Here is a 21585-nt window from a genome sequence, read left to right on the forward strand (position 1 = left end):
GGGGGGGGGGGGGGGGGCCCCGGCGCCCGGGGGGGGGGGGCCCCCCCCGGCCCCCCCGGGGGGGGGGGGGGGGGGGCCCCCCCCCCCGCCCCCCCCCCCGGGGCCACCGGCGACATCCGACGGGGGGAACCCACCCATGCCCACGCCTCGTGAGCGGCTCGCCGACGCCCGGCTCTACCTGTGCACCGACGCCCGGAAGCGCCAGGGCGACCTGCCGGCCTTCCTCGACGCCGTGCTCTCCTCCGGCGTGGACATCGTGCAGCTCCGCGACAAGGGGATGGAGGCCGGTGAGGAGCTCGAGCACCTCGCCGTCTTCGCCGAGGCCGCCCGCCGGCACGGCAAGCTGGTCGCGGTGAACGACCGGGCCGACGTCGCCCACGCCATCGGCTCCGACGTGCTGCACCTCGGCCAGGGCGACCTGCCCGTGCCCGCCGCCCGTGCGATCCTCGGCGACCAGGTCCTGATCGGCCGCTCCTGCCACGCCGAGAGCGAGGCCGCCGCGGCCGCCGTCGAGCCGGGCGTCGACTACTTCTGCACCGGGCCCTGCTGGCCCACCCCCACCAAGCCCGGACGGTACGCCCCGGGGCTCGACCTCGTGCGGTACGCGGCGGGCCTCGCCCAGGACCGGCCCTGGTTCGCCATCGGCGGCATCGACGAGGGCAACCTCGACGAGGTCCTGGACGCGGGCGCCCGCCGCATCGTCGTCGTCCGGGCGATCACCGAGGCCGACGACCCGGCCGCCGCGACCGCCTCCCTCGCCAAGCGCGTCCGCGAACGCGCCGAGGCCTGAGGCCGAGCCGGGGCCCGGGGTCGCGCCGGGCTTGAGACCGCGCAGGACGGGCGCCCCGCTCCGGCCCGGCGGGCACGCTCCCCGGGGCTCCGGTGGAGGCCCGGCGGGCGCCCCGCTCCGGCCCGGTGGGCGCCCGGACGCTGTCCAAAATCATGTCCACCCCTCGGACACGGTTGTCACGCCTCCCTGGACCCCGTCTAACCTGCCCGTATGGCCCTAGGTACCGCTTCCGTCCGATCGGACCGCGCGCGCACCGTGCGCGAGATCCTCGCCTCCGGCGACGCGTCGTACTCCTTCGAGTTCTTCGCGCCCCGGACCGAGAAGGGCGAGCAGGCGCTCTGGAACACCATGCGCCGGGTCGAGGCGGTCGGCCCCAGCTTCGTCTCCGTGACCTACGGCGCCGGCGGCTCCACCCGCGGCGGCACCGTCAAGGCCACCCAGAAGATCGCCTCCGACAGCACGCTCACCCCCGTCGCGCACCTCACGGCCGTCGACCACTCCGTCGCCGAGTTGCGCAACATCCTCGGCCAGTACGCCGACGCCGGCATCCGGAACATGCTCGCCGTCCGCGGCGACCCGCCGGGCGACCCGCTGGGGGAGTGGGTCGAGCACCCCGAGGGCGTCCGGTACGCCGCCGACCTCGTCCGGCTGATCAAGGAGTCGGGCGACTTCTGCGTCGGCGTCGCGGCCTTCCCCGAGATGCACCCGCGCTCCACCGACTGGGACACGGACGTCCGGCACTTCGTGGACAAGTGCCGCGCCGGCGCCGACTACGCCATCACCCAGATGTTCTTCGACCCGGAGAACTACCTGCGGCTGCGCGACAGCGTCGTGAAGGCGGGCTGCGAGACCCCGATCATCCCCGAGGTCATGCCCGTCGTGAACGTGCGGACGCTCGACCGGCTGCCCCAGCTGAGCAACGCCGCCTTCCCCGCGGATGTGAAAGACCGCATCCTCGCCGTCAAGGACGATCCCGCCGCTGTACGCTCCATCGGTATCGAGTTCGCGACGGAGTTCTGCGCGCGTCTGCTCTCCGAGGGTGTCCCCGGACTGCACTTCATCACGCTGAACAACTCCACCGCGACGCTCGAGATCTACGAGAATCTCGGACTGCACCAGCAGTCGTGACCGGTCGTACCCGCCCCGACCCGCGGCGGTGACCGCGGAGAGGGGCGGCGGGGCATGGGGTGGACGGTCCTCTACATCGCGTTCGGCGTGGTCGCGCTGTGGCTGCTGGGGGAGGTGCTCCTCCAGTACAAGGCGCGGCTGCGCTGGCGTGTCCTCGCCTTCTGCGGCTTCCTCGGCGTGGTCCTGGGCGTGCTGATGCCCTCGGTCGCGGTCATCATCGTCGGGGCCGTCGCCTTCGCCGTCGGCCAGACCTATGTGACGCTCTCGTTCCGCCGCGGCTTCTCCACCGGCTGGGCGATCGGCGGGAACCCGGGGGCGAGCCGCCGCCGCAGGTCCGGGGCGCGGGTCCAGGCCGGGCCCACCCTTGAGGTCACCGAGCTCTCCTACGACGGCGAGGACACCGGGTACGGCACGGCCGACCCGGCCGGCGCCCCCGCGCACCGCCCGGCCGACGACGGGGCCAACGCGGTCTACGAGCCCGAGCCGATGCCCGAGGACACCGGCCAGTACGGGGTCTACGACGGCGGTCACGGCGCCGGCTACGGGACCGGGTACGACGCCTACGCGCCCGGCTACGAGCAGCCCGCGCACGGCCAGTCCGGCTACGAGCAGCCCGCGTACGAGCAGACCTCCTACGAGCAGCAGCCGGCCTACGACTACGGCGGCGCCGGGCAGCAGCAGTACGCCACCTACTCCGACCCGTACATCGGCCCCGGCGCGGACGGCCAGCAGTACGCCCCGTACTACGCCGACCCCTACGCCCCCTCGTACACCTACGACACCCCGCCCGGCGGGGTGTGGGTCCCGCAGCAGCGCGACACCGAGCCGGACCCGAACCAGCAGCAGCCGCAGGCCCCCGGCCCGTACGGCTACGAGCAGCACCCGGACGACCGGCAGCAGTACCGGTACTGAGGATCCGGCGGCGGGCGGTCCGAGAACCGCCCCCGCCCGACGGCGCCCTACTGGGAGCCGCGGAAGCCGTCGCCCTCCACGATCAGCCCCGCCACCAGCGCGCCCGACATGCCGGCGTGGGCGAGCCCGCCGCCCGGGTGCGACCAGCCGCCGGCGAACCAGAGTCCCGGCAGCGGCGAGCGGTTGGCGGCCGGGAGCAGCAGGCCGCGGGCCCCGGCGAGCGCCGGGCCGGGCACCTCGGCGGCCCCCGTGTCCCGGCGTACGTCCTCCGGCGTGCGCACGTGCCGCCACAGCAGCCGCTCCGCGAGCCCCGGGACCGCCTGCCCTGCGGCCGCCACCATCCGGTCGGCGAAGGACCCCCCGTCCTCCCCGGCGGACGTGGCGACGGTCGCCGTCACCGTCACCGACTCGTGGTCCGCGTCCGGCCGCAGCGCCGGGTCGTCCGGCCGGAGGACCGTCACGGTCGGCCGCTCGCCGGCCGCGTGCACGACCGTGCGGTGGACCGCCGTCGCCTCCCGGGGGCCGCGCAGGGCCAGACACACCGTCACCCGGCTCGTCCCGATCTCCTGGTGGCGGGGCCAGTCGTCCTGTCGCTCCCAGCCGACGACCTGGTCGCTGTAGAGCACCGGGACCGGCGCGCCGGAGACCACGTGGTCGGCCTCGACCGTCTCGCCTCCGGCGAGCCCGACGCCGGCCGCCCGACCGTCCTTCTCCAGGACCTCCTCGACGGGCGCCTCGAAGACGAACTCCACCCGCCGCTTCCGGCAGCGCTCGTACACCGCGTCGGCGAGCGCCCGCAGCCCGCCGGCCACGTACCAGCTGCCGAAGGTCTGCTCCATGTACGGCAGGACGGCGGCCGAGGCCGGGGCGGTGGCCGGGTCGAAGCCGTACGACCACGCGTACGCGTCGAGGAGGGCGGCGAGCCGCGGGTCGCGCAGCTCCCGCGCGCCGACCTGGGCGAGCGTCGTCGTCGGGCGGCGCAGCAGGCCCGCCTTGAGCGCCGGGTACGGCTCGCGGGCCAGCGGCGCCGGATCGGCCGGCTGGGGCTCCTCCAGGAGCGGGCGCCGGGTCCGGTCCCAGGCCTCGCGGGCCCGGGTCAGGAAGTCGCCCCACCGCTCGCCCGCGCCGGCGCCGAGCGCCGCGTCCAGGGCGGCGACCGTGCCGGCCCGGGAGGCGTTCGGCAGGTCGACGCGGGTGCCGTCGGCGAAGACGTGACGGCCCGCCGGATCGACCTGCGTCAGGGTGACGCACTCCTCCAGGGGCTCCTTGCCCGTCTTCACGAACAGGTCCCGGTACACGGCGGGCAGGTGCAGCAGTCCCGGGCCCGTGTCGAACGCGAACCCCTCGCGCTCGTACCGGCCGACCGCGCCGCCGTACGTCCCCCCCCGCTCGTACACCGTCACCCGGTGGCCCGCCACGGCCAGTCGGGCCGCCGCCGCCATGGCGCCGAGTCCCGCGCCGATCACCACAATCCGTGCCATGTCGGCGAGCCTATCCGGCGCCTCGGACACCGGCGGAGGCCCGGTCGCCGTCCGGGCCGGAGGCCGTCAGAAGTGCGCCGACCCGTCGTCGTCGGGCGGTGGACGGAACCGGGAGCGGGCCCCCGCCCCGGCGAGCCGCTTCTCCTCGCGGCGCTGGGACCTGCGGCGCAGGAAGCGGCGGATGCGCTGGGCCAGGAAGACGAGTATCGCCAGCCCGAGCAGGAGCAGCACGCCCGCGACGACCGCAGCCGTCACCGGGTGGAAGAGCGCGAAGGTGACGATGCCCGCCACCGCGAGGTCCTCCGCCAGGCTCAGCGCGACGTTCGAGAACGGCTCGGGCGAGGTGTTGACCGCCATCCTCGTCCCCGCCTTGACGAAGTGGCTCAGCAGCGCCGTCGAGCCGCCGACCGCACCCGCCGCCAGCTCGGGCAGCGAACCGTTCTGCCCGGCGAGCAGGGCGCCCACGACGGCACCGGCGACCGGCCGGATCACGGTGTGGACGGAGTCCCATATCGAGTCGACGTACGGGATCTTGTCCGCCACCGCCTCGCAGAGGAACAGCACGCCCGCGACGACCAGGACGTCGGTGCGCTGGAGGGACTCGGGCACCTCGTCGGTCAGCCCGGTCGCGCCGAAGACGCCGAACAGCAGGACCACCGCGTACGCGTTGATCCCGCTCGCCCAGCCGCTGGTGAACACGAGGGGGAGTACGGACACGCCCGCGATCGTAACCAGGACTGAGTACCCGTACCTAGACCGCGAGATGAGTAGGTGCACGGATGGGTTCCGGCGCCTCCGGAAGGAAGAGTGGTGTCCACGGAAGGGGCGCGGCTCCGGTACCGCCGGCACGGGGCTGCGGAACGGGGCCGCGTACCCACCCGGCACGGGGTGCGAAAGAAGCCGGTGCGGCGAGGCTCGGGGGGATCGAGCCTCGCCGCACCGGCGTTTCCGTTTCTCCGCCACTTCCGGCCGCTACGCGCGCGTGCCGCGAGTCGAGCGTTTCCGGCCCCACGCGCGCGCGTGCTCCGCGTCGAGCGTTTCCGGCCCTACGCGCGCGTGCTCCGCGTCGCGCGTCCTCCGGCCCTACGCGCGCGTGGGTCCCCGCCGAGCGGCTTTCCGCCCCTCCGCGCGCGGGGCGCCGCCCGGCGTCACCGGCCGCCGACGCGGCCGTGCAGCAGCCGGGAGAGGGCCGCGTGGACGTCGTCGAGGGAACGCTCGCTCTGGAAGGCCTGCCAGTCGAGCGCGGCCACGAGGACCATCCCGACCAGCGCCGCGGCCGTCAGCTGGACGTCGATCTCGTCGCTGAGCTCACCGGCGGCGACCCCCTCCCGCAACACGCCCTCGACCACCGCCACGGCTTCCTGGCGGACCACCAGGAGGGTCGAGTTCCAGGCCCGGTTGGTGCGCCAGAGCTCGGCCACGTACAGCTGGGTGAAGGCCGGGTAGCGGTCGATGAAGACGAGGCCCGCCCGGATCATCGCGTCGAGCGCGTCGACGCGGCTGCCGCCGCGCTCGGCGGTCTCCTCGGCCGCCGTCCGCAGGGAGGCGGTGAGCAGCGACACCCCGTGGCGCAGCAGCTCCTCGAAGAGCTCGGTCTTGCTCTTGAAGTTGTAGTAGACCGTGCCCTTGGCCACGCCGGCCCGCTCGGCGATCTCGTCCACCGTCGTCGCGGAGAAGCCCTGCTCCGCAATGAGGGTGACGGCCGCCTCGTAGAGCTTCGCGCGCGTGGCCTGGCGTCGGGTGCTGCTGCTGTCCATGGGGTCGATTCTCACAGGTGTCGCGGGGGTCGCCGGCCCCGTCTCACAGGGTCAGTTCGGGGTGGAGCCGGTCGAGCGACCAGACCTGCCGCTTGCGGGCCGAGACGGCGGTCAGGGCCAGGGCGCCCAGGGTGAACGCGGTCAGGACCGCGCAGGCCTGCCAGACCGGGCCGATCCCGCCGCCCGTGATCAGCCGGCGCAGCGCCTCGACCACGTAGCTCATCGGCAGGAAGGGGTGCACGGCGTTGAAGAACGCCGGGCTGGTCTGGACAGGGTAGGTGCCGCCCGCCGAGGTCAGCTGGAGCATCAGCACCGCGAGGACCAGGATCCGGCCCGCCGCGCCGAAGCGGGCGTTGAGCCACTGGATGATCGCGGCGAAGCAGCAGGTGACCAGGGCGAGGAAGCCGACCGTGCCGGAGGCCCTGGCCATCTGGAGACCGAGGCCCCAGTGCAGGACCGACATCAGGGCGGCGACCTGGAGGACGCCGATCGCCGCCACCGGCAGCCAGCCCGCCAGCGCGATCCGCCAGGCGGAGCCGCCGGCGGCGAGGGCGCGGCGGTTCAGCGGCTGGATGATCATGTACGCCACCATCGCGCCGACCCAGAGGGAGAGCGGGATGAAGTACGGGGCGAAGCCGGTGCCGTAGTTCGCCGCCTTGTGGAGCGACTGCGAGGCGAGCCGCACCGGGTCGGCCATGACCTCCGTGCGGCGGTCGCGGTCCTGCTTGTCGTAGTCCGGGATCTGCGCGACGCCGTCCTTCAGGCCCGTCGCGAGGGTGCCCGAGCCGTCGGCCAGCTTGAACAGGCCGCCGTCCAGGTCGCCCGCGCCCTTCGTGAGCTTGCCGACGCCGGAGTCGAGGCTGACGGAACCGGTCCTGGCCTGGGTGACGCCGGTGTGCAGCCGGTCCGCGCCCGCCGCGACCTGCTTGGCGCCCGCGTTCAGCTCGTTGATCTTCCTGATGGCGTCCTCGACGTCCTCGTCCAGGTGCGGGGCGCGGACGGCGAGCTCGTCGGCCTGCTTCTTGAGCTTGGTCAGGCGCGCGTCCAGGGTCTTCAGGTCGGCGGCGTCCTCCTTGGTGAGCTCGTGCACGTCGTCGGCGATCGTGGCCACGTCGTCGGCGCTGACCGAGGCCTTCTTGAGCAGTTCGCACGTCTTGGCGTCGGGAGCGGGGTTCTCCACGCACGCCTCGCGGTGCAGCGCGGCGAGGCCGTCGTCGGCCGTGTGGGCCGCGGAGCGGACCAGGGGGGCACGCCTCACCAGGTCGGCCAGGTTGTTCTGGGCGGCCGTGGTGGAGTCGGAGACGAGCCGGGCGGTGTCACGGATCGACTTGCCGTTGTTCGCCAGGTACGGGCGGACCTGGTCGGCGGTGCCGTTCACCTTGTCGGCGAGGGTCTGCGTACCGTTCGCGACCTTCCGCGAGCCGCTCTCCAGGTCCTTGGCGCCCTTGTCGAGCTTCTTCAGGCCCGCGGCCAGGTCGCCGCTGCCGGTCTTGGCGGTCTTCAGCCCGTCGGCCAGGTCCTTGGAGCCCTTCTTCGCCTTGTCCACGCCCTCCTTGAGGTCGCCGGCGCCCTTGGCCGCCTTCGCGGTGGCGTCGTGGATGTCGGAGAAGGAGATGAAGATCCTGTCGAGGAAGGTCCGCGAGGACTTGGTGGAGGCCGCGGTGCGGACCTCGGAGAACACCGTCCGGGAGATCTGCCCGACGATGTAGTTGTTGGCGTCGTTCGTCCGCACCCGCAGCGCCCCGGTCTCGGGGGAGTCGCCGGAGCTGGAGGCGATGCGCGAGCTGAAGTCGCCCGGCATGGTCAGGGACAGGTAGTACGTCCCGTTCTCGACGCCCTCGCGCGCCTCGGCGTCGCTCACCCGGTGCCACGCGAAGGTGTTGCTCTCCAGGAGCCCCTCGGTGATGTCGTCGCCGGCGTTGATCCTCTTGTCGCCGGCGGTGGCTCCCCGGTCCTCGTTCACCAGGGCGACGGGGATCTTGTCGAGCCTGCTGTACGGGTCCCAGAACGAGTACAGGTACAGGGCGCCGTAGAGCAGCGGCAGCAGCAGGATCGCGACGAGCGCGGCGCGCGGCAGCTTCCCCCTGCCGAAGCGCTTCAGCTCAAGCGCGGCCAGTTTCGGCGAGCGCATCGGCCGCCCCCTCCTCGGTCGTGGATGCGGGTGCATCTGTGCTGGTGTCGGCCGGGTCCGCGGTGTCGGTCGCGCTGTTCTCGGCGGGGTCGGCGGCGCCCGGGCCGGCGGTGCCGGCGGCGCTGTTCTCGGCGGGGTCCGTGGTGTCGGTGGCGCCGTTCCCGGCCGCCTCGGCGGTGTCCTCCGCGGGCGTCTGCGCACCCGCGCGCGTGGAGAGGCGCAGGGCGTCGGCGGGGGCCTCGCTGCAGACGGCGAGGACGGTGGTCCCGGACGCGGCCACGGAGCGCAGCAGCGCCCAGGCCTCGGTCCGGTCGGCGGCCGAGAGCTTCAGGTCGGTGTCGTCGACGGCGAGCAGCAGGGGCCGGCCGATCAGGGCGAGGGCGATCGAGAGCCGCAGGGCCTCCAGCCGCTCCAGGTCCCGTACGGAGGTCCGCTCGCCCTTCGGCAGGGCGTCGAGGTCGAGACCCGCGGCCGCCACGGCCTCCTCGATCCGGGCCCGGGACGTCGCCGCCCGCTCGGCGGGGCGCCGCAGGAGCGCCCGTACCGAACCGTCGTAACGGCGCTGGAGCAGGGCCCGCTCGCGCAGGTGCTCGGCGACCGTGAAGGCCGGGTCGAGCTCGCTGACGCCGGGGACCTGCCCCAACGCGGTGATCCGGCGCACGGCGGCCATCTTCCGGGGCAGCGGGAGACCGCCGACCTCGGCGCGACCCGCCTGGGTCTTCATCCGCCCGGTGAGCGCGAGCAGCAGACAGGTGCGGCCCGAACCGGACGGTCCCTCGATCGCCACCAGTGATCCGGGCCCGGCCCGGAAGGACACCTCGCTGAAGGCCCAGCCGCGCGGGCCCTTCAGTCCGAAGCCGTCCGCGACGACGGCGGCGCCGTGCGGCTGCTCCTCGGCTTCCGTGCCCACGGACTCACCCCCCATTCCCCTTTTTGAACTGACCAGTCAGTTCAAAAGTTACCCCCGAGTTGGATCTGAGGCAAAACCCCAGGTCAGCGTGATTGTCAGTGGGTGCGGGCAGGATGAACACATACGGCCACAGCGCCGTCACGCGACGACAGGAGGTTCGTCATGGCCAGCCCTTCCGCAGCCGCCGCGCCCCGGCGCCGCCCCGGAGGCCGTCCCGCACCCTCGCAGTCCGGACCCGCGTCCGACATCCACCCCGTCCCGCGCCGCGCCGCCGCCCCGCCCGCCGCCCTCGACCTCCTCGCCAAGGCCCACGCCGGCCTCGTCGAGGCCGCCGCCCTCGACCGCCCCCACGAGCGGTACGCCGCCGCCCACCTGGCCGCCCTGCGCACCGCCGCCGCCGTGCTCGCCGCACGCGCCCGACCCGAGACCGGCCCCCGCAAGCGGCAGCGGATACGGAGCGCCTGGGAACTCCTCGCCGAACTGGCACCCGAGCTCACCGAGTGGAGCGCCCTCTTCGCCTCGGGCGCGCCGCGCCGGGCCCGCGCCGAGGCGGGCATCACCAGCGCCGCCACCCGGCGCGAGGCCGACGACCTGCTCAGGGACGCCGCACACTTCCTGCGCCTGGTCGAGCGACTCCTCGCCCTCCGGCCCGTGCTGCCGCGGCAGACGGGAACCGACGAGTCCGGAGGATGATCCGAAAGGCGTTACCGAGGCCATAGGGTGGGGAGCGTCCGTACCCGTCACCGAGGAGTCAACAGCCGTGCCGGACCCTTCCCCTGTCTTCGGCCGAGAGGCGTCGTCGCGACCGTCGCGCGCCTCCCTGCGCACCGCCGTCGTCTGGGACGTCCTGAAAGACGCCCTCGACCGCCGGATCGAGGCCACCGGGAAGGACAGCCTCGACGTCCTCGACACAGGCGGCGGCTCCGGGAACTTCGCGGTGCCCGTGGCCCGCCTCGGCCACCGGGTCACCGTCGTCGACCCCAGCCCCAACGCGCTCTTCGCGCTGGAGCGCCGGGCCGCCGAAGCCGGCGTCGCCGACCTCGTCACCGGCGTCCAGGGAGACATCCGGGGCCTCTTCGACGTGGTCGGCCGCGAAAGCTTCGACGCCGTGCTCTGCCACGGCGTCCTGGAGTACGTCGACGACCCCGCCGAAGGCGTACGGAACGCGGTCGCCGCGCTCCGGCCCGCCGGCAGCCTCAGCCTGCTCGCCGCCGGACTCGGCGGAGCCGTCCTGGCCCGCGCCCTCGCCGGCCACTTCACCGAGGCCCGGCACGCGCTCTCCGACCCCGCCGGCCGCTGGGGCACCGGCGACCCCGTACCCCGGCGCTTCACCGCCGAACAGCTCACCGAGCTGTCCGACGGGGCCGGACTCGAAGTCGGCGCCGTGCACGGCGTCCGGGTCTTCGCCGACCTCGTCCCCGGCGCCCTCGTCGACACCGAGCCCGGCGCCGCCGAGGCCCTCCTCAAGCTGGAGGCCGCCGCCGCCGAGCTGCCCTCCTTCCAGGCCATCGCCACCCAACTGCACCTCCTGGGCGAGAAGCGCGCCTGATCGGGACCGCCACCCGTTCGGCGGTGCGGGCCACGGGACTCCATGGAGTACGCCACAGCCCGCCCGTCAAGGGGTTCCGCCCCGTATGATCGGGGGACACCATCCGGCATGACGGACAAGGGGCCGGGGAATCAACGCCTCAGCAACCGATCCGCATGGCGGCCCGGATTGGCTATTCGGCATTGAGGGCGGGTTTCACGGGGGCGATTCCCTGCCTATCCTGAAAGGGCCGCAAACCGGTCGCCCCCGCGACCGACGACTAGGAGGACTCCGTGCCGCTCTCGGAGCACGAGCAGCGAATGCTCGAGCAGATGGAGCGAGCGCTGTACGCCGAAGATCCCAAGTTCGCGACAGCGCTCGAGGGAAGCGGACTGCGTACGTACACCCGACGACGGGTCTACCAAGCAGTCGCCGGCTTCCTGGTGGGTATCGCGCTCCTCATGGCCGGAATGGTCGCACAGCAGATCTGGATCAGCGTGGTGGGATTCCTCGTCATGCTGGGCTGCGCGGTCCTGGCGGTCACCGGATGGCGCAAGGCGCCCAAGCCGGGTGAGCAGCAGGCCAGAGGAGGGACGGCGGCCGGAGGCCGTCAGACCCGGCAGCGACGCTCCATGATGAACCGCATCGAAGAGCGGTGGCAGCGCCGCCGCGACGAACAGCAGGGCGGCGGCCACTGACGGCCCCCTGAGCGGAAGCCCCGCACCCCAACGCCACCGAGCCCCGCGGCCCGCGCCCACGCGCACCCCGCGGGGCTCAGTGCGTTCCCCCTAGCTGCGGGCATCCGTTCCGCCGGAGCGGCCCCCACCCCGCCCGGCCGGGCCCACCCCGTTGGGGGCAATCGTTCCGCCGGGGCGGGCCCCCCCGCCCGGCCCGGCTTGGCCCGGTCCACCTCGTTGTGGTCATTCGTTCCGCCGGTGCGGCGCCCACCCCGCCAGGCCGGGCTGGGCCTGACCCACCCGCGTTGTGGGCAACCGTCCGCCAGGGGCGGGCCCACCCCGCCCGGCCTGGCCCACCCCGTTGTGGGCAATCGTTCCGCTGGGGCGGAACGGGTGGGCACAACGGACGGCGCCCGTTGCCGGGCCTAGGTTTTCGCGCCCGAACCCGCACCCGGTGCACGGCTCACTACCGGTGCGGGTTCAGAGCACAGGGGGGCGGAGCGCTGCCGAGGGCGCCGTCCCGTGTGCCCACCCTCCCCCGGACTCCGTCCGGGGGGACCCCCACGCACCAGCGGGACGATCGCCCACACGGAGGGTGGGCCAGGGTGGCGTGCGGGCCCACACGGAGGCAGTGACGGGGTGGGCGCGCGGGTGCGTGGCCACACGGAGGTGGGCCAGGGCGGCGGGCGCGGCCCACACGGCGGTGGGCCGGCGGCCGGTGCGCGGGCCCACACGGCGGTGGCCAGGCCAGAGGGCGTGCCCGTACGGCGGTGGGCGCGGCCTGCACGAGGCGGGCCGCGCCCGGGGGGTGAGTGGGTCCGGGGCGCGCCCGGGGGTCAGGTGGGGTTGCGGGTGGGGAGGCGGGGGGTGAGGGAGGTGACGGTGGAGGTCCAGCGGGCCGCGAGGGCGCGGCGGAGCCGTACCGCGGAGCGCGGCGCGAGCAGCGCCCGGAGCCGAGCCGACCGGTCCGCCGCGGCGTGGAACCCCGCACGGACGAGCCCCGCGTCCTCCGCGAGACCGGAGGCCGGCGTCGGACGAGGGGAGTAGAGGACCTCTTCGACGGCGTGGGCGACCCGGTGCACCGCCTCCGCGGACTCGCCGTGCAGCTCGCCGAGGCGGACGAGCCGGGCCGCCGTGTTCCGCGGCGTCCGGGATTCGTCGGGCTCGACCCCGTAGTCCCAGGCGGTGTCGTTGATCTCCTGCCAGACGGCGAGCGTGCGCGCGGCCGTCTCCGCGGGGCCGCGGCCGCCGTCGGATCCGAGGCGGCGGGCCCGCATCCGGGTCCGCCAGAGCAGGGGGACGAGCGGCAGGACGAGGGCGGCGAGTACCGCGAGGGAGACGAGGACGACGGTCATCGGCGCCGGTCCCGAACCGTCGGAGGAGGCACCGCCGGCGGCCGCGTCGGGACCGCAGTCGCCGAGCCGGCGCAGCTGCGGGGTGCAGTTCTCCGAGGCGCTGGGCGCGGCGGACGGCTGGGCCGAGGCGCTCTGCTGGGGCTGCGCGGGTCCGGTGGCCGTGCCGGAGGGCGTGGTCTCCCGGGTGTAGGTGGGGGTGGAGCCGCGCGCGGGCGTCGGCTCGAACCGGGTCCAGCCCGCGCCCTCGAAGTACAGCTCGGGCCAGGCGTGCGCGTCCCGGATGCCGACGGAGACGGAGCCGTCGGTCTGGGTGGTGCCGGGGGTGAAGCCGACGGCGACCCGGGCGGGGATGCCGAGCGAGCGGGCCATCGCCGCCATCGAGAAGGAGAAGTGGACGCAGAAGCCCTGCTTGTCCTTCAGGAAGCGGGAGATCGCCTGGACGCCGGTGCCGGACTCGACGTCGACGTCGTAGCGGAAGCCGCCGTCGCGGGCGAACCAGTCCTGGAGCCGTACGGCGCGCTCGTAGTCGTTGCCGGCGCCCTTGGTGACCGTCAGGGCCGTCGCCCGCACGTCGGCGGGGAGCGAGTCGGGCACCTTGGTGTACTCGCGGCGGAGCTTCTCGGGCGCGGGTCCCGCGGTGGACAGCTGGGCGGCCGTCGGCCGGATGTCGAGGCTGGCGACCTGGTAGCGGGCGCCCGCGGTGGTCTGCTTGTCGTCGCCGATGAGCATCCGCCCGGCCGGTTCGTACCGCCAGCGTCCGTCGATGTCGACCCGGCCGGCCGGGTACGGCATCGGCAGCCACTTCTGCTGGTACGCGTCGGAGGCGACGAAGTTGCTGGTCACCTCGGTGATCTGGACTCTCTGGGAGAGTCCCTGCGGCCAGGGCAGCTGCTTGGGCACGGCTTCGATCGGGCGGACCGAGGACTTCCACGAGGTGCCGTCGAACTGGTCGAGGGCGACGAGCCGCAGGTACAGGTCACTGGTGTTGCGGGAGTTGGTGCGGTAGCGCAGGACCTCCCGGTCCTCGGGCTGGCGCAGGTTGTCCTGGAGGGAGACCAGCGGGTTCACGGCCGAGATCGTGCCGCCCTGGCCGGTGCCCGCGCCGCCCTCGCCGTCGCCGCTGCCGAACAGCCCGCCGCTGAAGCCGGGCAGTGCGAGCGGCACCACGAGCGCGATGCCCATGGCGACGGCGCCGATCCGGCGTCCGGTGCGGGCCGGGGCGATGGCGGGGCCGCCGGCGACGGTGGAGCCGGGGCGGCCGGAGCGCTGGGCTCCGCCGAAGACCCGTCCCCACTGGGAGAGCCGGTCGCGGCCCTCGGCGAGGAGCAGCAGGAGGTATCCGGAGGCGGCGAGGAGGAACCACAGCCAGCCCGCGCCGCCGCCGGAGAGTCCGGCGGCCACCGAGTAGAGGGCGAGCAGCGGCAGGCCGGCCGGGGCCGCCTTGCGGTAGGTGACGGCGAGGCAGTCCACCAGGAGTCCGATCGCGACGACGCCGCCGACCAGCATGAGCCTGATGCCCTCGGTGTCCGGTGCGGGGATCGCGTACCGACCGACGTCCTCGGCGCCCGCCCGGAACAGCTCGGCGGCGTGCGCGAGGGCCCGCGGGCCGGGGATCAGCCAGAGGACCGCCTGCTCCCGCGCGAAGATCACGGTCAGCGCGAGGAGCGTGACGGCGATCTGGGCGAGGAGGGTCAGCGACCGGGCCAGCGGTACCCGCCGGGCCAGTGTGCCGACCCCGCTGACCAGCGCGAGGAGGAAGGCGGCGGTGAAGATCCAGGTCGCCGGCTTCACCAGGGGGAGCAGCGCCCCGGACGCCATCAGGGTGGCGCCCCAGGCGGCGAGGGTCAGCCGTGCGCGGCCGCTCATGACCAGCCTCCGTAGGTGTCCGCGGCGGATTCCGCGCGTGCTCCGGCAGCCTGCTGCCACAGATCGGCGAGCCGGGCCCCGGCCGGTACGGCGAGTGCCGTCCAGCCCGCGTCCCTCAACTGCTGCACCCGGTCCTCGACCGCGCCGGAGACGGCGCCGCCGGTGAGCCAGGTGCCGGAGTCGAGGACGAAGGCGACGGCGCCGCCGCTGCGCCCGCGCATCCGGGCGGTGAGGGCGGCCTGTTCCTCGTCGAGGTCGCCGACGAAGGCGATGAGCAGCCCTTCGTTCCCGCCGCGCAGCACGTCGGAGGCGCGGGAGAGCCCGCCGCCCTCGGAGTGGTCGACGACGGCGAGGGTGTCCATCAGGAGTCCGGCGGAGTCGGCCGAGTCCTGTGCGGTGCCGGCGAAGCCCTCGGAGCCCTCGCCGGGCACGGCGCTGCCGGTGTCGGTGAGCAGCCGGACGGCGTAGCCGCGCGCCAGCATGTGGACGAGGGCGGAGGCGGCGCCGGAGACGGCCCATTCGAAGGCGGAGTCGGGGCCCGAGCCCTGGTAGGCGATCCGGCGGGTGTCGAGGAGGACGGTGCAGCGGGCCCGCTGCGGCTGTTCCTCGCGGCGGACCATCAGTTCGCCGTAGCGGGCGGTGGAGCGCCAGTGCACGCGGCGCAGGTCGTCGCCGTGCCGGTAGGCGCGGGGGATGACGTCGTCGTCGCCGGCGAGCGCGAGGGAGCGCTGCTGTCCGTCGCCGTGTCCCGCGGCCTCGCCGGTGAGCTTCACCGGCGGCAGGGGCACGGTCCGCGGGACGACGGTGAGGGTGTCGTAGGCGCTGAAGGAGCGGGTCAGCTCGCACATGCCGAAGGGGTCGTTGAGCCGCAGCTGGAGCGGGCCGAGCGGGAAGCGGCCGCGCAGGTCGGAGCGGACCCGGTAGGACACCTCGCGCCGTCCGCCGGCCTCGACGCGGTCGAGGACGAAGCGGGGGCGGGGGCCCAGCATGTACGGCACGTGGTCCTGGAGCATGAGCAGCCCGGTGGGGAGCTTGGAGACGTTCTCCACGCGCAGCTGGACGCGGGCCTCGGTGCCCGCCTCGACCCGCTGGGGGTCGAGGCGGCGGGAGGCCGCGACCCGGTAGCGGGTGCGGTGCAGTACGAGGACGCAGATCAGCGGCAGGGTGGCGAGCAGCAGTCCGACGCGCAGCAGGTCGGCCTGGCCGAGGACGTACGCGCAGACGGCGGCGGCCACGCCGGCGGCGAGGAAGGAGCGGCCGCGGGTGGTGAGACCGCCCAGGGCGGCCCGCAGGCCGCCCCGGTCGTCGTCCTCCCGCTGTCCGTCCGGTCCGGCAGCGGTCGTCATCACAGCCGCCGGGCGCCGGGCTGCTGCTGGCCGTAGAGCGGTCCGGCGGGCGGGGCCGCGGCCGGGACGGGGGTGCGCTGGAGGATGTCCTGGACGACCTGCTCGGCGGTGCGCCGGTTCAGCTGGGCCTGCGCCGTGGGCAGCAGCCGGTGGGCGAGGACGGGCGCGGCGAGGGCCTGGAGGTCGTCGGGCAGGACGTACTCGCGGCCGCTGAGCGCGGCGGAGGCCTTGGCGGCCCGCAGCAGGTGGAGCGTGGCCCGGGGGGAGGCGCCGAGCCGCAGGTCGGGGTGGGTGCGGGTGGCGGCGACGAGGTCGACCGCGTACCGGCGTACGGCGTCGGCGACGTGGACCGCGCGGACCGCCTCGATCAGCTTCATCACGTCGTGGGCGTGGGCGACCGGTTGGAGGTCGTCCAGCGGGGAGACCGCGCCGTGCACGTCGAGCATCTGGAGCTCGGCCTCGGCGCTCGGGTAGCCGATGGAGACCTTGGCCATGAAGCGGTCGCGCTGGGCCTCGGGCAGCGGGTAGGTGCCCTCCATCTCGACCGGGTTCTGGGTGGCGACGACCATGAACGGGCTGGGCAGCTCGTAGGTCTGGCCGTCGACGGTGACCTGGCGCTCCTCCATGGACTCGAGGAGCGCGGACTGGGTCTTCGGCGAGGCGCGGTTGATCTCGTCGCCGATCACGATCTGGGCGAAGATCGCGCCGGGCTTGAACTCGAACTCCCGGCGCTGCTGGTCGAAGATCGACACGCCCGTGACGTCCGAGGGCAGCAGGTCGGGGGTGAACTGGATGCGGCGCACCGAGCAGTCGATGGACCGGGCCAGCGTCTTGGCCAGCATGGTCTTGCCGACGCCGGGGACATCTTCGATGAGGAGATGTCCCTCGGCGAGCAGCACGGTCAGCGAAAGCCGTACGACCTCGGGCTTGCCCTCGATCACGCTCTCCACCGACCTGCGGACTCGCTCCGCGGTGGTGGTCAGATCAGTGAGGCTCGCTCGATCGTCATAGGTCGTCACCCGGCCCTCCTCGGCCTTCCGGAACACGGACACCTGCCCCCGCGGGATGTTCGGGGGGTGTCCACCCGGGCATTCTTGTTGGCGTGGCCGGGTCGTGTCACTTGCCCGCGGACAAGTGCGGGGGGAATGCCGGGTTTTGGGCGTTTACGCCGGGTCGATCTCGCGCAGCAGGCCCGTCGTCACGTCGAAGACGAAGCCCCTGACGTCGTCGGAGTGCAGCAGGAAGGGGGAGGTCCGCACCCGCTGCATCGACTGGCGGACGTCCTGGTCCACGTCGCGGAAGGCCTCGACCGCCCACGCGGGGCGCTGGCCGACCTCGTCCTCCAGCTCGTGCCGGAAGTCCTCGGTGAGCGACTCGAGGCCGCAGCCCGTGTGGTGCACCAGCATCACGCTGCGGGTGCCGAGGGCGCGCTGGCTGATGGTGAGGGACCGGATCACGTCGTCGGTGACCACTCCGCCCGCGTTGCGGATGGTGTGGCAGTCGCCGAGCTGGAGTCCGAGGGCCGCGTGCAGGTCGAGACGGGCGTCCATGCAGGCGACGACGGCGACGCGGAGCACGGGGCGCGCGTCCATGCCGGGGTCGGTGAAGCCGGCGGCGTAGTTCCCGTTGGCCTCGACGAGACGGTCGGTGACCGAGGCGCCGGTGCGTATGGCGTCGGCAGAGGGGTGCGTGGAGGTCGACATGGTTCCGACGTTAAAGGGCACAGGCCGTCCGAGCCTGCTGTGAGAGGGGACAAAGAACGCCATCGAGTCTTGTTGTGAGCTAATCCACAGGGCCGGGATCATGGACCCGGACGAGTGAGGCGTCCGGAATGTCCGGCCGACCCGCCGGTGTCGTGCGACGCGCCAGCCGGTTGATTGACCGGCGCGTCCGGTGGACTAAAGTGACGCGGAGTTAACGGAGACATCGAGCGGTTCCCGCGGTTTCTCCCCCGTGTGCGCGGCGGTACCTACGGCTCGGCCTCCTCCCGCGGTACGTGCCTCCGCGCCGGTTCTGAGAGGGCGCATTGAGCAACGACCGACACGTCCCGGTGATGCTCCAGCGGTGCCTGGACATGTTGGCCCCCGCACTGGAGCGCCCCGGCGCGGTCGTCGTCGACTGCACCCTGGGCCTCGGCGGCCACAGCGAGGCCCTGCTCAAGCGGTTCCCCGAGGTGCGACTCGTCGCCCTCGACCGCGACAAGGAGGCCCTGCGGCTCTCCGGCGAGCGGCTCGCCCCGTACGGCGAGCGGGCCACCCTGGTCCACGCCGTGTACGACGAACTGCCCGAGGTCCTCGACCGGCTCGGCATCCCGAAGGTCGACGGCGTCCTCTTCGACCTCGGCGTCTCCTCCATGCAGCTGGACGAGGCCGACCGCGGCTTCGCCTACGCCCAGGACGCGCCGCTCGACATGCGCATGGACCAGACGACCGGCATCAGCGCGGCCGAGGTCCTCAACACCTACCCGGCCGGCGAGCTGGTCCGCATCCTGCGCGCGTACGGCGAGGAGAAGCAGGCCAAGCGGATCGTCTCCGCCATCGTGCGCGAGCGCGAGAAGGAGCCCTTCACCAACAGCGCCCGGCTCGTCGAGCTCATCCGCGACTCCCTGCCCCAGGCGGCGAAGCGCACCGGCGGCAACCCGGCCAAGCGGACCTTCCAGGCTCTGCGCATCGAGGTCAACCGCGAACTCGAGGCCGTCGAGAACGCGATCCCGGCGGCCGTGAAGGCCCTCGCCGTCGGCGGCCGGGTCGCCGTCCTCTCGTACCAGTCCCTGGAGGACCGGATCGTCAAGGGCGTCTTCGCGGCCGGCGCGGCGACCACCGCCCCGCCCGGCCTGCCGATCGTCCCGGAGAAGTACCAGCCCCGCCTGAAGCTGCTCACCCGGGGCGCCGAGCTGCCCACCGAGGAGGAGGTCGCCGAGAACCGGCGCGCCGCCCCGGCCCGGCTCCGGGGTGTCGAGCGCATCCGGGAGGACGTGCTGTGAGCACGGCGAAGGGGCCGCTCAAAGGGCGGGCCGCGCGGCTCGGACGGCTCATGCCGTCGGGGCCGAGCTCGGCCGCCCGCACCCCCTTCGTCCTGCTCGTCGTCGTCCTGCTCGGCGGCGGACTCATCTCCCTGCTCCTGCTGAACTCGGCCCTCAACCAGGGCTCCTTCCAGCTGAACGAGCTCAAGAACAAGACCACCGAGCTGACCGACGAGCAGCAGGCCCTCCAGCGGGACGTGGACGACTACGCGGCCCCCGACGCGCTGGAGCGCCGGGCCCGCGAGCTCGGCATGGTCCCGGGCGGCAGCCCCGCCTTCCTCGGCCCCGACGGCAAGGTCCTCGGCGAGCCCTCCGTCGCCGTCTCCCCGAAGCCCAGCCCCACCCCGAAACCCACGCCGAAGCCGACCGGCACCCCGAAGCCGCCGCCGAACACGGCCGTCCCCACGAGCACGGTCACCCCCACGAACTCGGTCGCCCCGGCCAACACGGCCGCCACCCGTACCGGCGCCACCACCGGCCCCCGTACCTCCGGAGCCCCCGAGGGCACCGCAACCGACCGGGCGAACGCGGGAACCGCGCGGGCGGACACCGGCGTGACTCCGACCGGCACCGAATCCACCGGCGGAAGCCCCACCGGTGCGGGCCCCGCCGGGAACGGGCGGGCACGGACGACACAGGCACCAGAGCTTCAGGACCCCACCCCGACGACCTCCGGCAGGTGACCGAGCAGTGCCCCCCAAGGAGCCCCCGCGCCGGCGCGTCCCCGGACCTGCACGGCCCGCCCGCCCCCGGCCCGCCTCCGCCGGAGCCCGGCCCCCCCGCCCCGCCCCGCGCCCGGCCGCGAAGCGCACCGCGCCCCGGCCGCCGGCCCGGCAGCCCCGCACCATCAGGCTCGGCAGCCCGAAGCCCCGGCTGCGCCTGGTCTCCCTCGGCCTGACCCTCGTCATGATCGCCTTCGTGGTGCGGCTGCTCCAGGTCCAGGCGGTCGACGCCAGCGCGTACGCGGCCAAGGCCGACAAGTACCGCTTCCAGGAGTACACGCTCTCCGCCGAGCGGGGCGAGATCACCGACCGCAACGGCATCGCGCTCGCCGCCAGCGTCGACGCGTACGACATCACCGCGGACCCCAAGCTCTTCACCCCCGAGGAGTCCAAGGTCACCGACGCCCCCGAGCAGGCCGCCGCCCTCCTGGCGCCCCTCCTGGGCAAGGAGCCCGCCGAACTCGTCAAGAAGCTCCGCACCCCCAAGTCCCGCTACACCCTGCTCGCCCGCAAGCAGACCCCGCAGGTCTGGAACCAGATCAAGGACCTCAAGCGGGTCTACGGGCAGAAGGCGCAGCGCTCCGCAGGCGGCAACGGCGTCAACCTCCTCGGCGGCGTCCTCAGCGAGCCCAGCACCAAGCGCGTGTACCCGAACGGCGAACTCGCCGCCGGGATACTGGGCTTCGTCAACGCCGAGGGCCGGGGCGCCGGCGGCATCGAGTCGATGCTCGACCCCGAGCTGGCCGGCAAGGACGGCACGATCCGCTTCACCCAGTCCGGCGGCCGCCAGGTGCCGACCGCCGGCTCCCAGGGCACCCCCGCCGTCCCCGGCTCCGACATCGAGCTCACCATCGACCGGGACATCCAGTGGGCCGCCCAGAAGGCCATCACCGACCAGGTGAAGAAGTCCAAGGCCGACCGCGGCTACGTCATCGTGCAGAACACCAGGACCGGCGAGGTCCTCGCGATGGCCAACGCCCCCGGCTTCGACCCCAACGACCTCTCCGCCGCCAACTCGGCCTCCATGGGCAACGCCGCCCTCCAGGACGCCTACGAGCCCGGCTCCACCAGCAAGGTCATGTCCATGGCCGCAGTCCTGGAGGAGGGCAAGGCGGCCCCCGGCACCCACGTCATCGTCCCCAACCGGCTCCACCGCGGCGACCGGCTCTTCAAGGACGACGTCGACCACAAGACCTGGTACCTGACCCTCAACGGCGTCCTCGCCAAGTCCAGCAACATCGGCACCATCCTCGCCACCGGCCAGCTCGGCGCCACCCAGCCCGAGTCCAACCGGGTCCTCCACTCGTACCTGCGCAAGTTCGGCATCGGCGGCCCCACCGGCCTCGACTACCCGGGCGAGACCGCCGGCATCCTCGCCAAGCCCGAGGACTGGTCCACCTCGCAGCAGTACACGATCCCCTTCGGCCAGGGCCTCTCCGTGAACGCCATGCAGGCCGCCTCCGTGTACTCGACCATCGCCAACAAGGGCGTACGCGTCGAGCCGAGCCTCGTCCGCGGCACCAAGGGCCCCGACGGGCGCTTCACCCCGGCCCCCGCGCCCGAGGAGACCCGGGTCGTCAGCGAGAAGACCGCCGACACCCTCGCCAAGATGCTGGAGTCCGTCGTCGACGACCGGGAGGGCACCGGCACCAAGGCCGCGATCCCCGGCTACCGGGTCGCGGGCAAGACCGGCACCGCCAACCGCGTCGACCCCGAACTCGGCCGCTACAAGGGGTACACCGCCTCCTTCGCCGGCTTCGCCCCGGCCGACGACCCGCAGGTCACCGTCTACTGCGCCATCCAGAACCCGACCAAGGGGAACTACTTCGGCGGCCAGATCTGCGGACCCATCTACAAGAAGGTCATGGAGTTCGCCCTCAAGACCCTCCACGTCGCCCCCACGGGCAGCGCCCCCGCCCGACTGCCGGTCGACTACGTCCCCACCCCGTGACACTCCGGG

General features: G+C 73.9%; 18 protein-coding genes. 9 read left to right on the forward strand and 9 right to left on the reverse strand.

Features of this window, described 5'->3' with window-relative positions:
* The first annotated feature begins 136 nt into the window (after positions 1 to 136).
* The 3 genes from thiE (at position 137) to ACIQFX_RS13565 (ending at position 2830) form a co-directional block, all read left to right on the forward strand.
* Positions 137 to 790: a thiamine phosphate synthase gene (thiE, locus tag ACIQFX_RS13555; protein ID WP_402462009.1), complete on the forward strand. Its 654-nt coding sequence runs from the start codon at positions 137 to 139 to the stop codon at positions 788 to 790.
* A gap of 210 nt (positions 791 to 1000) precedes the next feature.
* Entirely contained in the window at positions 1001 to 1918 is a 918-nt protein-coding gene (gene metF, locus ACIQFX_RS13560) for a methylenetetrahydrofolate reductase [NAD(P)H] (protein WP_376489117.1), read from the forward strand.
* A gap of 54 nt (positions 1919 to 1972) precedes the next feature.
* Complete coding sequence (locus tag ACIQFX_RS13565) at positions 1973 to 2830, forward strand: hypothetical protein (protein WP_402462013.1); 858 nt, start codon at positions 1973 to 1975, stop codon at positions 2828 to 2830.
* A gap of 47 nt (positions 2831 to 2877) precedes the next feature.
* On the opposite strand, the gene ACIQFX_RS13570 is transcribed toward ACIQFX_RS13565, so the two are convergent.
* From ACIQFX_RS13570 to ACIQFX_RS13590, 5 genes are all read right to left on the reverse strand, one after another.
* Complete coding sequence (locus tag ACIQFX_RS13570; protein WP_402462016.1) at positions 2878 to 4311, reverse strand: phytoene desaturase family protein; 1434 nt, start codon at positions 4309 to 4311, stop codon at positions 2878 to 2880.
* Positions 4312 to 4377: 66 nt separating this feature from the next.
* On the reverse strand, positions 4378 to 5028 hold the full coding sequence (locus ACIQFX_RS13575) for a DUF4126 domain-containing protein (protein ID WP_402462020.1): 651 nt from the start codon (positions 5026 to 5028) through the stop codon (positions 4378 to 4380).
* Between the two features lie 431 nt (positions 5029 to 5459).
* Complete coding sequence (locus tag ACIQFX_RS13580) at positions 5460 to 6068, reverse strand: TetR/AcrR family transcriptional regulator (RefSeq protein ID WP_376481578.1); 609 nt, start codon at positions 6066 to 6068, stop codon at positions 5460 to 5462.
* A gap of 43 nt (positions 6069 to 6111) precedes the next feature.
* Positions 6112 to 8199, reverse strand: a complete 2088-nt coding sequence (locus ACIQFX_RS13585) for a YhgE/Pip family protein (RefSeq protein ID WP_402462023.1) — start codon at positions 8197 to 8199, stop codon at positions 6112 to 6114.
* Positions 8171 to 9109 carry an ATP-binding cassette domain-containing protein gene (locus ACIQFX_RS13590; RefSeq protein ID WP_402462026.1) on the reverse strand — a complete coding sequence of 313 codons (939 nt, stop codon included), beginning with the start codon at positions 9107 to 9109 and terminating at the stop codon, positions 8171 to 8173. Before ACIQFX_RS13590 ends, ACIQFX_RS13585 begins: the two co-directional genes overlap by 29 nt.
* 162 nt (positions 9110 to 9271) lie before the next feature.
* Here ACIQFX_RS13590 and ACIQFX_RS13595 point away from each other — a divergent pair, with 162 nt between their 5' ends.
* The 3 genes from ACIQFX_RS13595 (at position 9272) to ACIQFX_RS13605 (ending at position 11335) form a co-directional block, all read left to right on the forward strand.
* Positions 9272 to 9802 (forward strand): SAV_6107 family HEPN domain-containing protein, encoded by a 531-nt coding sequence (locus ACIQFX_RS13595; RefSeq protein WP_402462029.1) that lies wholly within the window; start codon positions 9272 to 9274, stop codon positions 9800 to 9802.
* A 67-nt stretch (positions 9803 to 9869) separates the two neighbouring features.
* Positions 9870 to 10658, forward strand: coding sequence for a class I SAM-dependent methyltransferase (locus tag ACIQFX_RS13600; RefSeq protein WP_402462033.1), 789 nt, complete (start codon positions 9870 to 9872; stop codon positions 10656 to 10658).
* Between the two features lie 272 nt (positions 10659 to 10930).
* Positions 10931 to 11335: a DUF3040 domain-containing protein gene (locus ACIQFX_RS13605; protein ID WP_376481585.1), complete on the forward strand. Its 405-nt coding sequence runs from the start codon at positions 10931 to 10933 to the stop codon at positions 11333 to 11335.
* An 815-nt stretch (positions 11336 to 12150) separates the two neighbouring features.
* Here ACIQFX_RS13605 and ACIQFX_RS13610 read toward each other — a convergent pair.
* From ACIQFX_RS13610 to ACIQFX_RS13625, 4 genes are all read right to left on the reverse strand, one after another.
* The gene (locus ACIQFX_RS13610; protein WP_402462035.1) at positions 12151 to 14535 is read right to left on the reverse strand and encodes a DUF3488 and DUF4129 domain-containing transglutaminase family protein; all 2385 of its coding nucleotides are present in this window, start codon (positions 14533 to 14535) and stop codon (positions 12151 to 12153) included.
* Positions 14532 to 15881 carry a DUF58 domain-containing protein gene (locus ACIQFX_RS13615; protein WP_402462037.1) on the reverse strand — a complete coding sequence of 450 codons (1350 nt, stop codon included), beginning with the start codon at positions 15879 to 15881 and terminating at the stop codon, positions 14532 to 14534. The genes ACIQFX_RS13610 and ACIQFX_RS13615 overlap by 4 nt, the downstream gene beginning before the upstream one ends.
* Entirely contained in the window at positions 15881 to 16900 is a 1020-nt protein-coding gene (locus ACIQFX_RS13620; protein WP_376481591.1) for an AAA family ATPase, read from the reverse strand. Before ACIQFX_RS13620 ends, ACIQFX_RS13615 begins: the two co-directional genes overlap by 1 nt.
* 144 nt (positions 16901 to 17044) lie before the next feature.
* Positions 17045 to 17584 (reverse strand): beta-class carbonic anhydrase, encoded by a 540-nt coding sequence (locus ACIQFX_RS13625; protein ID WP_402462040.1) that lies wholly within the window; start codon positions 17582 to 17584, stop codon positions 17045 to 17047.
* A 323-nt stretch (positions 17585 to 17907) separates the two neighbouring features.
* On the opposite strand from ACIQFX_RS13625, the gene rsmH reads away from it, so the two are divergent.
* From rsmH to ACIQFX_RS13640, 3 genes are read left to right on the forward strand one after another with little or no spacing between them, the layout of a single operon-like run.
* Positions 17908 to 18864, forward strand: a complete 957-nt coding sequence (gene rsmH, locus ACIQFX_RS13630) for a 16S rRNA (cytosine(1402)-N(4))-methyltransferase RsmH (protein ID WP_402462043.1) — start codon at positions 17908 to 17910, stop codon at positions 18862 to 18864.
* Positions 18861 to 19586 (forward strand): septum formation initiator family protein, encoded by a 726-nt coding sequence (locus ACIQFX_RS13635; RefSeq protein ID WP_402462046.1) that lies wholly within the window; start codon positions 18861 to 18863, stop codon positions 19584 to 19586. Before rsmH ends, ACIQFX_RS13635 begins: the two co-directional genes overlap by 4 nt.
* A gap of 7 nt (positions 19587 to 19593) precedes the next feature.
* On the forward strand, positions 19594 to 21576 hold the full coding sequence (locus ACIQFX_RS13640) for a peptidoglycan D,D-transpeptidase FtsI family protein (protein WP_402462048.1): 1983 nt from the start codon (positions 19594 to 19596) through the stop codon (positions 21574 to 21576).
* Positions 21577 to 21585 lie beyond the last annotated feature (9 nt).

Origin of the sequence: Streptomyces sp. NPDC093089, from assembly GCF_044754405.1 — a bacterium.
In the GTDB taxonomy this organism is placed as follows: Bacteria; Actinomycetota; Actinomycetes; order Streptomycetales; family Streptomycetaceae; genus Streptomyces.